Annotated in this window: 11 protein-coding genes and 1 tRNA gene; 1 reads left to right on the forward strand and 11 read right to left on the reverse strand. The window is 42.9% G+C overall.

The features are described 5' to 3' along the window. Positions 1-326: 326 nt before the first annotated feature. The 5 genes from HMPREF3208_RS06820 to HMPREF3208_RS05535 form a co-directional block, all read right to left on the reverse strand. Positions 327-397, reverse strand: a tRNA-Gln gene (locus tag HMPREF3208_RS06820). Positions 398-482: 85 nt separating this feature from the next. Further along, entirely contained in the window at positions 483-1,505 is a 1,023-nt protein-coding gene (locus tag HMPREF3208_RS05520) for a ribose-phosphate diphosphokinase (RefSeq protein ID WP_032814501.1), read from the reverse strand. A gap of 95 nt (positions 1,506-1,600) precedes the next feature. Beyond that, a complete protein-coding gene (gene nadD / locus HMPREF3208_RS05525) occupies positions 1,601-2,413 on the reverse strand; it encodes a nicotinate-nucleotide adenylyltransferase (RefSeq protein ID WP_064347617.1) in 813 nt (270 codons plus the stop codon). Further along, positions 2,403-2,921, reverse strand: a complete 519-nt coding sequence (locus tag HMPREF3208_RS05530) for a hypothetical protein (RefSeq protein WP_016637671.1) — start codon at positions 2,919-2,921, stop codon at positions 2,403-2,405. The genes nadD and HMPREF3208_RS05530 overlap by 11 nt, the downstream gene beginning before the upstream one ends. A gap of 136 nt (positions 2,922-3,057) precedes the next feature. Continuing rightward, complete coding sequence (locus tag HMPREF3208_RS05535; protein ID WP_064347619.1) at positions 3,058-4,368, reverse strand: glutamate-5-semialdehyde dehydrogenase; 1,311 nt, start codon at positions 4,366-4,368, stop codon at positions 3,058-3,060. A 138-nt stretch (positions 4,369-4,506) separates the two neighbouring features. Here HMPREF3208_RS05535 and thrC point away from each other — a divergent pair, with 138 nt between their 5' ends. Further along, positions 4,507-6,036, forward strand: a complete 1,530-nt coding sequence (gene thrC, locus HMPREF3208_RS05540) for a threonine synthase (RefSeq protein WP_064347621.1) — start codon at positions 4,507-4,509, stop codon at positions 6,034-6,036. Positions 6,037-6,094: 58 nt separating this feature from the next. Here thrC and HMPREF3208_RS06710 read toward each other — a convergent pair whose 3' ends face one another. From HMPREF3208_RS06710 to HMPREF3208_RS05570, 6 genes are all read right to left on the reverse strand, one after another. Continuing rightward, positions 6,095-7,057 (reverse strand): regulatory protein RecX, encoded by a 963-nt coding sequence (locus HMPREF3208_RS06710; RefSeq protein ID WP_230953111.1) that lies wholly within the window; start codon positions 7,055-7,057, stop codon positions 6,095-6,097. Positions 7,058-7,137: 80 nt separating this feature from the next. Continuing rightward, positions 7,138-8,250, reverse strand: a complete 1,113-nt coding sequence (gene recA / locus HMPREF3208_RS05550) for a recombinase RecA (protein WP_016637666.1) — start codon at positions 8,248-8,250, stop codon at positions 7,138-7,140. A 225-nt stretch (positions 8,251-8,475) separates the two neighbouring features. Then, complete coding sequence (locus HMPREF3208_RS05555) at positions 8,476-8,709, reverse strand: DUF3046 domain-containing protein (protein WP_064347623.1); 234 nt, start codon at positions 8,707-8,709, stop codon at positions 8,476-8,478. Between the two features lie 18 nt (positions 8,710-8,727). Further along, the gene (locus HMPREF3208_RS05560) at positions 8,728-9,387 is read right to left on the reverse strand and encodes a CinA family protein (RefSeq protein ID WP_064347625.1); all 660 of its coding nucleotides are present in this window, start codon (positions 9,385-9,387) and stop codon (positions 8,728-8,730) included. 210 nt (positions 9,388-9,597) lie between these two features. After that, entirely contained in the window at positions 9,598-10,278 is a 681-nt protein-coding gene (pgsA, locus tag HMPREF3208_RS05565; RefSeq protein WP_064347627.1) for a CDP-diacylglycerol--glycerol-3-phosphate 3-phosphatidyltransferase, read from the reverse strand. Between the two features lie 93 nt (positions 10,279-10,371). Further along, a complete protein-coding gene (locus HMPREF3208_RS05570) occupies positions 10,372-13,122 on the reverse strand; it encodes an FtsK/SpoIIIE family DNA translocase (protein ID WP_064347629.1) in 2,751 nt (916 codons plus the stop codon). Positions 13,123-13,255: the final 133 nt, after the last annotated feature.

Here is a 13,255-nt window from a genome sequence, read left to right on the forward strand (position 1 = left end):
TCAGTCGGTTAACTGAACTAGTAACAGTGTTTAGGTGATTACCGTCGTTTTCTCAGCTAGATAACTGAGCTAATAACAGTGTTCGGGCGATTACCGTTGTTTTCTCAGTCGGTTAACTGAACTAGTAACAGTGTTTGGGTAATTACCGTTGTTTTCTCAGCTAGATAACTGAGTTTTTAACAGTGCTGAGGCTATGGTTTATGCCACAGAATATTCATCAGCTTAGTTTTACACACTTTTGGGGAAATAACCCTATAACCCAACAAAAGACAGAGACAAAAACGCAAAAACGCTACCCGGGAAACCCAAGTAGCGTCTGCAGCAAGCTCCCTCACCTGGATTCGAACCAAGACAAAGGGTTCCAAAGACCCGTGTGCTGCCATTACACCATGAGGGAACGGCGGAAAAAACCGCCAAGTCACCATTATGCCATAATATTAAAAAACGTCAAATTGGCGTGGCGCACAGGCACATTACTGGTTTTACGCAAATAAGAAGCCTTGGCCGTGATGCTCCGGGTAAGTATCGAACAGCTTAGCAACCGAACCATCCTCAAACACTGCTTTAATAGCACTTGCAAGAAGCGGAGCGATTGAAAGAACAGTTAAACCATCCCAACGCTTTTCTTCTGGAATTGGCACAGTATCAGTCAAAACCACTTCGCGAGCGCCGCAAGCCTTCAAACGTTCAACTGCAGGACCAGAAAGCACGCCGTGAGTTGCAACAACAGTAACCGACTTAGCACCAGCTTCCTTCAATACGTTGCAAGCACCAGCAATAGTTCCAGCAGTATCAATCAAGTCGTCAACCATCACGCAATCGCGACCAGCAACGTCACCAACTACGCGATTTGCAACCGTCTTGTTAGGGCAAGTGATATCACGAGTTTTATGCACAAAAGCCAAAGGACCGCCGCCCAAGCGCTGCGCCCACTGCTCTGCTACGCGAATACGACCTGCATCAGGAGACACAACAGTTACGTTTGCAAGATCATCACGGAAACGATCACGTACGTAATCAACTAAAACTGGCATAGCAATCAAATGGTCAACAGGACCATCAAAGAATCCTTGAGACTGAGCAGCATGTAAATCAACGCTCATAATGCGATCAGCACCAGCAGTCTTAAGTAAATCAAACATCAAGCGGCAAGAAATAGGCTCGCGACCACGATGCTTCTTATCTTGACGAGAATAGCCAAGAAGTGGGCATACTGCAGTAATAGAGCGAGCAGACGCACGTTTCAAAGCATCAATCATAATCAACTGTTCCATAATGGACTTGTTAACAGGATCACTGTGACTTTGTAACACAAACACGTCAGTGCCACGAACGGACTGCGTATAACGAACATACATTTCACCGTTAGCAAAATCGTATGCTGTTGTTTCCAATACATCAATACCAAGCTGATTCGCTACATCACGCGCAAGCTTCGGATGGGCGCGACCGGTAACGAGAACAAGGTTTTTATCTGGCTTTCCTTCAAGGACGATGCTCACCATATCTCCAAACATTAGTTCGCTTTAGTTCGCGAAATGAACATAATTAATAGTAACTTTTTGCACAGACGATAAACGACAAGCCGAAAAATCAATAGTTACACACGATACAAACCATGCTTAACTATATACTGAACTACACCGTCAGGAACCAAATACCATACTGGCTCACCATGCTCAGCACGTCTACGTACGTCAGTAGAAGAAATAGACAATGCTGGAATTTCTAAAATATCAACAGGCAAATGCTGTGCGTCACAATGAACCATGTCGTCACAATGAACTACTACGCCAGTATCATTGGTATGTGGTTCGCGAGGAAGCAACGGTGAATTAGAATCTGCAAGCTTTTCTGGTCTAGAATAACCAGGACGAGTAACAGCCACGAACCGCGCCAAGTTCCACATTTCGCGCGCATGCTTCCATTGCATAATTTCAGCAACAGCATCAGCACCAGTAATGAAGAACAGTTCGGCATCCGGATGCTGAGCATGAATATCTCGCAAAGTATCAATAGTGTAGGTTACTCCCGGTCGATCAATATCTACGCGAGAAACAGTAAATTTTGGGTTTGAAGCAGTGGCGATCACCGTCATTAAATAGCGGTCTTCAGCATTGGTAACTTTTTTATCGAGCTTAAACACTGGTCTACCAGTTGGCACGAAAATAACTTCATCTAAATCATACACCCAAGCAACTTCCGAAGCTGCTACCAAGTGACCATTATGAATGGGATCAAAAGTGCCACCCATAATACCAATACGTTGACGCTCATGTACATTGCCGCGCGTAGAAATGCGCCTATGCTTCAATCTTGCTACTACGGCAGGCGCAGCTTCTTTACCTGTAAACGAACCCTGAAACAAATCAGACATACGACGTTCTTCATCAGCGTGTAGCTCAGGATTCATACGTTTCAGATTCCTTATCTTCTGCTTGAGTTTCATTCACGAGACCAGAAGCCACATTAGCACCGTCTGGATTAATGTTACCCATTTCTTCATTCCACTCATCTTGCACAACGCGTTGAATTTCAATGAAAGTTGGCAGCGGAAAATCTGGCTGATACGCACTGCGAATACCCGCTACAGCTTCAGTAATACGCGGCAATATGGCTGTCATAGCGTCAATATCATGTTCACGTTCTAATTCACTAAATTTAGCAATATGTTCTTCCATGCGCCGCATGCACTCAAGAACGTTTTCAAATGCAGACTCATCAGGAAGTGTTACATCACGAGCATCAGCGTCAGGCCAGCCCATTAATACAGCATCAGCATATTCAAGTGACGAACGTTGCGAAGCGGAAGCAATACCATCTTCAATTTGCACTAGAAAAACGTATCTCACAATAGATAAGCGCTCAGCGGCAATATTAAGAGCTTCAGCTGGAGTCAAATTCACGTCATTATTAGGCATACTCTTACCTTACCGCCACGTGACTATTAAAACCAGAACATCTACTTTTTAATTTGCTTACTGTGGCGCGCCGCTCCAAACGCGAGAAAACCACCCCACATTTGGAGTGCGCGAACGTACATGCTCAGTGCAAAAACTACTCGCGTATTTGACCGTCTCCGTAGCCAATCCACTTGGTTGTTGTCATTTCACGCAAACCCATAGGACCGCGCGCATGCAATTTTTGTGTTGAAATACCAAGTTCAGCACCAAAACCAAATTCTCCACCATCCGTGAATCGCGTTGAAGCATTGACCATCACTACCGCCGAATCAACATTGCTAATAAAACGCTGAATAGTAGCGTAATCTTCAGCAAGAATAGTTTCAGTATGCCCCGTAGAATATTGCGCAATATGAGCAGCTGCAGCATCTGCATCTTCCACAATTTTTACACCCATATTGAGTGACAAATACTCGCGCTTCCAATCTTCCGTAGTAGCATGCTCAAGCTGTAAACCAGCAATATGAGCAGCTTGCAAAATATTGTAAGACGTATCGTCAGCATGCAATGTAACCTTATGTTCAGCTAAAGCAGCAGCAATTTGTGGTAAAAATTCTTGTGCAATACTACGGTGCACCAATAATTTTTCTGCAGCATTACACACGCCTACTCGTTGAGTTTTTGCATTGATAATAATTGGTATCGCTTTTTTAATATCAGCGCTTCTATCTACATAAATATGTACGTTTCCAGCACCCGTTTCAATAACTGGCACTGTAGATTCTTGCACAACTGTAGCAATCAAATTTGCGCTACCTCGAGGCACAAGCACATCAACATGACCATGCGCATGCATCATAGCTGTGGCTCCATCCCTACCCAAATCATCAACTGATTGAATAAGATCAGCACTAAGACCAGCTTCTTTAAGCACTGACTGAATTACTGCAATACTTGCTTGATTCGTATGCTGAGCAGCACTCCCACCACGCAATATGGCAGCATTACCAGATTTAATACACAAAGCTGCTACATCAACAGTTACATTTGGGCGAGCCTCATAAATCATACCCATCACACCTATTGGCACACGAACTTGCGAAAGTCGAATACCATTAGGTAGTGTGTAACCTCGCACAACTTCACCTACAGGATCTTGCAATTGAGCAATATTTCGCACGCTTTGTGCAGATTTTATAATGCGTGACTCATCGAATTTTAATCGATCGAGTTTACCAGCATCCATACCGCGCAATTGAGCTTCCTCAAGATCTTCCGCATTAGCAGAAGCAATACTTGCAGCAGCAGCTTCTAACGCATCAGCCATAGCTTCAAGCAGCGCATTTTTTGCACGAGTATCTGATTTTGTGAATACTCGCCATGCAGTGCGAGCAGCGTCCGCACGATTATTCACTACATCATCAACAGTCAACGCTTTCCCCCTGTAGATTATTATTCGCTTCATTCCTACCGTAGCATGAAAATTGTTACATGTATGAGATTAGCACACGCCCGTTCGCCTAGCGCTTCAGGTACCATAGTTGGTAGCAATTATCAACATTGAAATCAACGATTTATCAGCATCAACAGTTACGGAGGCATTATGGTAACAGATACCGCTATTTTCCATAGCACGCGTTCCACTACGCCAATCTGCACAGCAAAACAAGCAATTCGTCAAGGAATTGCAAAAGATGGTGGTCTATTCGTAACTGATACTCTTGGTAGCAAACATTACGATATTTCAAAACTTCAAGAAAAGTCATATCAAGAGATTGCTACGGAAATCCTACAACTATTACTGCCTGACTATTCAACACAAGAGCTTGCTGATTGCGTACAACTTGCTTATGGCAGCCAATGGTCTGATGCTGCTATTACGCCACTTCAGCAACTTGGAAATACGCGAGATTTTGTGCTGGAACTGTTCCATGGTCCTACTTGCGCGTTTAAGGATGTAGCGTTACAAATACTGCCACAGTTGATGTCGCGAACTCAAACTCAAGACGAAAAAACTACATCAAACAGCGAAAAGAACGTAATGATTCTTACTGCAACTTCTGGAGATACTGGAAAAGCAGCTTTAGCTGGTTTTGCTGACGTACCTGGCACTTCTATGCTTACTTTTTATCCAGAAGGCAAAGTTAGCAGAGTTCAGGAATTGCAGATGACTACGCAGCTTGGCAATAATGTGCAGGTTTGTGCAGTTCGTGGTAATTTTGATGATGCTCAAACAGGTGTCAAACAAATATTCACCAATAGCGAGCTTACGAAAAATCTTGAAGATTCTGCAAATACAACATTATCTTCCGCTAATTCAATTAATGTTGGTCGCCTTGTGCCACAAGTTGTGTACTATTTTGTGGCTTATAAGCAGCTTGTTGAACGCGAAGTCATACAGCTTGGCGATGAAGTTGAATTTTGTGTTCCAACTGGCAATTTTGGTGATATTCTTGCCGGGTATTACGCGAAAATGTTGGGTTTGCCTGTAAAACATCTTATTGTTGCTAGCAATAGTAATAATGTACTATTTGATTTTTTGGTAAGCGGCACTTACAATCGTCAACGCCCATTCCATCACACTGTTGCTCCTTCTATGGATATTTTAGTTTCTTCTAATTTGGAACGCATGTTGTATTACATGTGCGATAAAGACACGCGTTTAATCCAAATGCTTATGAACGATTTACAGCAGTGGGGTGCTTTTGAGATTCCAGAAAATGTGCTCGCAAAGATTCGTTCACTGTTTGGTTGCGGTTGGGCGAATGAGGATCAAATTCGCGAAGCTATTGATGATTGTTGGAATCAATACCAGTATGTGATTGATCCGCATACCGCTTGTGGATATTTCGTCATGCAGCATATGCCACATGACGAAAACGTCCCGAGAGTACTGCTAAGCACTGCAAGCCCGTATAAGTTCCCTCGCGTTGTTGCTGAAGCGTTGCATCTTGAACATGTGCAAGATATGGATGATTTCCAATGCATGGATGCTCTGAGCAAAGTAACTGGTACGAAATCTCCAAGTATGCTAAGAAATCTTGAGCATAAGATTCCTCGTTTTACTGATGTTATTGATATTGCTGAAATGCCTAGCTACGTTCAACAACAAGCTCATCATTTCGCAAAATAACAGTCACAAGAGGTGCTATAAGATGTGAGAGGCTAAGGTGCATACCGCAGCCTCTCACCTATTCATCATCCTTGTTAAACAGATTTTCATACACTTTTGTAATAACGTTTAAATCGTGTCCTTTTCTAGCAGCTGCTGCAAAAAATCTTCGTCTACGCACTAAAGGTTCGAGATTTTTCGTACGCTGGGCAGTTTTACGCCCAAGCTCCCAAGCTGCTTCATTAAATACTCCCGACTCTTGAGCAGAAGCCATACATTGTGCAATTGCAGCAGGATCAACCTTCTTATGTTGTAATTCCATTCGCGTAGCTTTTGCGCCTAACATGCGCGCTATGCAAGAACGAATTACTGTGTGCGCATATTGATAGTCATCAAGAAGATGTAATTCCAGCAAACGTTGAATAACCGCCTCAACAACAACCTCAGAATACCCTTTTTCTTGAAGACGCTGGCGCATATCCATCACAGAGCGAGGAGCATAATCTAAAAGCCGTAAAGCAGCTTCCTTGCAATCGTCTTCATGAGTTGATTGAGCGGCAGAAACTTGCTGAACAATACGAGAACCATGACGAACGAGATTATTCTTAGCTTTTTTCCTGCTGCCAGAACGAAATCGCAAAGCTTTTCTGTCTGTAACTTCTTCCCCAGCAGCAATTGCAGTTGCTGCAGCAATATCTTCAGAAGATTGCATACTGTCTGAAATGTCTGAAATGTCTGAATCACTGATGCAGGTAGAGTTGCTGAGAAGTGCTGAGTTTTCATCGCAATCATCGTATTCGTGAGTAGTGATGCTTTCACTGCTGCTACTTTCATCACTGTCGCAACGTTCATCGTCTACATTATATGAAACTGCACTCGTTTCATACGATATGTTGTTTGTACGATGTTTTATGCTTCGCAACGCTGTTTTATGCAATAGCTGCTTACGAGTGCGAGGAATATCGTTATCACTTTCGCAATCTTCCTCTTTAGTAAGCACTACTGGATGTTCACGAAGAAAACTCGCTACACTTATCACCATATTTCATCCGCTTTATAAGCCCAACTTACTGTTACTTTTGCTGACACATCTTTTGCTGCAGCATTTTACTTTGTATCTCTTTACTTTGTATCTGTATCAGTATCTTCAGCTTGGTTTAGTTCAGTATCTTCAGCAAATTGATCTTTGGACTGCATTAAACCTAATGAAGCTTTAATTTTTTCACTAATTTCTTCAGTAATAGCTGGATTATCCTTCAAGAACTTACGAACATTTTCACGACCTTGACCAAGCTGATCGCCTTCATAAGTAAACCATGAACCAGATTTCTTAATAACATCAGCCTGCAAGCCCATATCAATAACGGAACCTTCAGTAGAAATACCCTCACCGTACAGTACATCAAATTCAGCAGTCTTAAATGGCGGAGCCATCTTGTTCTTTACAATCTTCACTTTGGTGCGATTACCAACAGCTTCTTCACCATTTTTAATAGTGGAAACGCGCCTAATATCCATACGCACAGACGCATAGAATTTTAGAGCTTTACCGCCAGTAGTAGTTTCTGGATTACCAAAGAATACGCCAATTTTTTCTCGAAGCTGATTAATAAAAATAGCAGTAGTACCAGCTTGAGAAAGAGCACCCGTCATTTTACGCAACGCTTGACTCATTAAACGAGCTTGTAAACCGACGTGACTATCTCCCATGTCTCCATCAATCTCAGCTTTTGGAACCAAAGCTGCTACAGAATCAACTACAATCACATCTAAAGCACCAGAACGAATAAGCATATCTGCAATCTCTAGCGCCTGCTCACCATTGTCTGGTTGAGAAACAATCAAAGCATCAGTATCAACGCCTAATTTACGAGCGTACACTGGATCAAGCGCATGCTCAGCATCAATAAATGCTGCCACACCACCATTACGCTGAGCATTAGCAACAATATGCAAAGCTAATGTTGTTTTACCTGAAGATTCAGGACCATACACTTCCACAATACGACCACGAGGCACACCACCAATTCCTAAAGCAGTATCTAATGCCAATGAGCCAGTAGGAATAACTTCTACATCCTGCATAGGCTTATCGCCTAAACGCATTGCGGAACCTTTGCCATACTGTCGTTCAACATTAGCCAGTGCAGTTTCTAATGCTGCTTGGCGACGCGGATCGGCCTTATCTGCATCAATAAGGCGATCAATATTACTTTTATTTTTTGTTTGCGCCATGTCTGCTACTCCTTTCGCATACCGTTATGTATCGAACGACCTTAGTTCCACACATGTTGCTCACACAAGTGCTCTGAAACAATGTGGATAAAAGCTACAAGCCATAACCACTACAGCACCCATTGATTGCAATCACTTAACAATTCAAGTATACACAATATACGAACATTTGTTCGATATTGCGTGTCTTATTAACATCAACTCAACACACTCAAGCAACCATGCTTAACAAGCAGGCATAGGAGGAGCATTATGATCTTTACCCCACCGCTTACTATCAGGAATACCCATATGATCACATAAAACATTCCACACAACGCGAGGCTCAACGCCAGCTTCTAACGCATCATAAGCGTTCATACCATGCAACTTTTGCAAGCCCTGATCGCGTGCAATACTACGACCTAGTTCACGCCCAAAAATCTCTTCAAGCAACTGCCAAAATTCACGCTCGCGCATACATTCCCCTCATTGTTATTACAAATAAGCAATACTCAACACATTATTCAATAAAGTGAGAAGATTATACACAGTAGCGTTACGAACTTCTTCACGACCACCCGATAATCTCAATTCAAAAACAAGCACAATATTGTTACCATCGCTGTAATCCCACATATTATTCACGCACTCACATTTAAGCTCTAAACGAGCCTTACAAACAAGGTCACTATGGAAATTACTAACACTCGGTAAGCATAAACCAACATACACTAAACCTGCAGGCTTATTACCATCAGAGCCAGGTCCTGCAACACCAGTAGTAGATAGACCAACTATAGGAAAACAGGAAGCATCTCCATCAGAAGCATCATACGACCATCCACCGCCGCGATACACGCGAGCAGCACCCACTGCCATTTGCATAGCAACATCCGGATGAACCGCACCTTCAGTCTGCAACAGATGAGCATTTACACCCAATATTTTCGCTTTGGCATGAATATCATACGTAACAGCAGAACCACAAAATACCCGAGAAGCTCCAGGAACAGACACAAAAGCATCAGCCAACAGTCCACCAGTTAACGATTCAGCAGCAGCAATATGCAAACCTTGCTGCAAACTTTGATCTAACACACTCACAGCAAGCGAGTAAACAGAAGTTGATGCAGAAAAAGTCGATAAATTTTTCATATTACACTCGATATACTCAGTTTCATACTCAGTCTACTCGCATAAGCTTACGACAGTAATCCATGGTTATCGCATACAATACGACCAAATATGCTTGTAGCTTACAGCTTCTCTTAGCACAACACTACAAAAGCATCTCTAAGAAAAACCGTAAGCTACAAACTATAAGCTGCTTGCAACAAGTTACATGCAATATAACAACAAATATTATTACTCCTGTGGAGGCGGTGGCACCGGCAAGCTCGAATGCCTACCTTGAGAACGATCAACCGCATGCTTATCAAAAAATGCGCTATATATGTACAAAACTGCAGAATAGAAGGCAAAACCTAAGGAAATGCCAAGCAAGCCAAACGCCACAGCATAGTACGAAATAATCCAAGCAGGAAGTGAAGCAGCATAGAACGTAGCAATAATAGGGGCAATAATCATAGCAATGCCAATAGATTGAGTTAACGTCTTATACTTTCCAGCAGAAGAAGCTGCAATTACTTTGCCACCATTATGAATAACATAAAAACGCACTACAGTAATAGCAATCTCACGCACTAAGAACAAGATTGTTATCCACCAATAAATTTCGCCGAATACTGAAGCGATAATTAACGCAGCCAATATGAGAATTTTATCAGCAATTGGATCAAGCAACTTACCTAATTCAGTAACTTGGTTATATGTACGAGCCATCCAACCATCAAGCTTATCCGTTGCAGCTGCAACAACAAACAACACAAAAGCAGCCCAACGCACTGGAACAGAATTGAAGCCCCATGCGCCCGCACACAAATATAAGCCAATAAAAATAAGCGACAATATAATGCGTGCATAAGTCACTATATTTGGAGCACAATTCCAACCATCAAAAAGCGATGATTTAGCATTCTTCTTCATACCCATATCCTTCATAATATCGCACAGTTAAAACTTCTGCATTACCACGAGCACACTTATTGCATGAATACTATCGTATACCACTGCACTATGCTACAACGAGTCAGACTCGCCACGAATAAATGCCAAAACTTTCGGCAAATCTTCAGGCTGAACCAAAACTTCGCGAGCTTTAGAACCTTCAGAAGGTCCAACAACACCACGAGATTCCAGCAAATCCATCAATCGGCCAGCCTTCGCAAAGCCAACACGCAGCTTTCGCTGAAGCATTGAAGTAGAACCAAATTGCGAACCAACAACAAGCTCCGCAGCCTGAAGCAACTCATCCATATCGTCGCCAATATCACTTGTTTTCAGCTTGCTTTGAGCTTGAGCATCCGCTTTTTGAGCCATCTGCTCAATATCTTCACGATACTTTGGCTTACGCTGCGTGCGAACATACTCCACAGCTTTACGAATTTCAGATTCGCTCACCCATGAACCCTGTACACGTTGAGGCTTAGCAGCACCCATTGGAAGGAACAAAGCGTCACCTTGACCGATTAAAGTTTCAGCACCAACAGTATCGAGAATTACTCGAGAATCAGTTGCAGATGAAGTAGCAAAAGCCAAACGGGAAGGAATATTCGCTTTAATCAAACCTGTTACAACGTCAACAGACGGACGCTGAGTAGCGAGAACCAAATGCACGCCTGCAGCGCGAGCAAGCTGAGTAATACGCTGAATAGAACTTTCAACATCGTTCTTAGCAACCATCATTAAATCAGCCATCTCGTCCACAACCACAAGCAAATACGGGTATGGGGCAACTTTTCGCTCAGAGCCAGCCGGCGCGTGAACCTTTCCTTCGCGAACAGCCTTGTTGAAATCTTTCACATGTCGGAAACCGAAGAATTGCAAGTCGTCGTAGCGAGCATCCATCTCTTTAACAACCCATTCAAGAGCTTGAGCTGCCTTCTTAGGATCCGTAATAATCGGCGTGAGCAAATGCGGAATGCCAGCGTATGCAGAAAGTTCCACGCGCTTAGGATCAACCATAATCATGCGAACTTGCTCAGGAGTTGCACGCATAATAATCGAAGTAAGCATTGAGTTAATAAAACTCGACTTACCAGAGCCGGTGGCACCAGCAACCAGCAAATGCGGCATTTTATCGAGAGCTGCCGTTACAAAATGACCCTCAACATCTTTTCCAACGCCTGTAAGCATAGGATTAGGATCATCCATAGCCTTTTGCGAGCGCAACACGTCACCTAAGTGCACAATTTCGCGGTCTACGTTTGGAATTTCAATACCAATCGCAGACTTTCCTGGAATCGGAGATAAAATACGCACATCCGTACTAGCTACAGCGTATGCAATATTTTTTTGTAAATTGGTAACTTTTTCAACTTTTACTCCAGGACCAAGTTCCACTTCATACTGCGTAACAGAAGGACCTCTAAGAAAACCGATTACGCGCGCATCAACATCAAACTGCTCAAACGTGGAGGTCAAAGCACGAATAACATTGTCATTAGCAGGAGTACGAGCAGCATGAGGCTTTCCATGAGCCAGCAAATTCAAATCAGGCAATCTATACGGTTGTAAATCATCAGTATGAGTATCAGCAGATTCCGACGCACCCATAGCAACTTGAGCAGCTGCAACATAAGCACCATCACCATAAGCACCATTGCTACGAGGCGCATCCGAATCTTCCTGATTACGACGATACTGATCCATTCTTTCAGCTGGAATATTCGACCACGGATCAGCTATAGCATCTGCAGTATTACTCATAGGAGCTTTAGGTAACGTTTCTGCAGAAGTAAACTTAGCTGCAGAAGAGGCACTACGAGGTGTCACATAGTCAGTATCAGTATAAGATTGTTCAGACCCTGGCACATGTGAATCACGACCAGCGCCGCTACTTACAGTACGAGCTCGCTTAGGTTCCACATGCTCAAACTCTTCATTGGTATCTCCATGTACAGCGGCAGCATGAGCAAACGCATCATCACCAGCGTACTCATCAAGCAATTCTTCACTGTTATTATTCTTTTTACGTCCGAATAGTGATTGCCACAATTTGGATAGTAGAGAAGTCTTTGCAGACTTGCTCTTTTCTCGAGGTGATGCTTCATCATGCGTTGGCACGCCTTCAGCAAAATGCAAAGAATGAGTATCGTCATCAGCATCTTCATCAGCATTTTCAGCATTTTCAGCATCTTCATCAGCATTTTTAGATGACTTTCGATGGGAATGCTTTGTGAACATACTCGCAACACATTGAGCAATATCAGTCACATGAAGACGAGCAATCAGCAATATTGCAAAAATAGAGATAATAACAAAAATAATAAGAGCAAAAATACGAGAAAGACCCCAAGACAGCGGCGATCCTAAAGCAAATCCCAATAATCCACCAGATTTTTGCAACGCTTCAAAACTAAAAGTATGACGTTGAGCAGCAAAAACAATATCAATAATTGAACAAATAGACCACAGTAACAGAATAAAACCGCCTATAACACGCGGATTACCTGAATCTGCACCACTATTGCGCATTAAACGAAAAGCAACAACAGTTAACCAAACTGGCAATACCACGCTCATAACGCCGAGCAAACTTGAAGCAAGCACGTGCAAACCTATGCCAATGAAACCACTTACACGAAACCATTCAGAAGCACAGAATAACACAGCAAGAACCAACATAATAAAGCACAAACCGTCCCTGCGGTAAGCTTCATCATATTCGCCAACACCAAAAAGCGTGCGCACGAGCTTCCCTAAAGTTCGTGGTACGAATAGAAGCATTGTCTCCCACCATGGTTCCTTAGGCGCTGCCTTACCAGCCATACAATACTCCTTCTGCACTATGCGCTATTAGTACGTAATGTCATCATCAACAACATACAAATATGTAACCATACCAGTCTACTCCATAGACGGAGGTTATTGGGGTTATAGGCCAAAAAGTGTGTAAGAAATC

The sequence above is a fragment of the Gardnerella vaginalis genome (genome assembly GCF_001546485.1).
Taxonomy (GTDB): domain Bacteria; phylum Actinomycetota; class Actinomycetes; order Actinomycetales; family Bifidobacteriaceae; genus Bifidobacterium; species Bifidobacterium vaginale_D.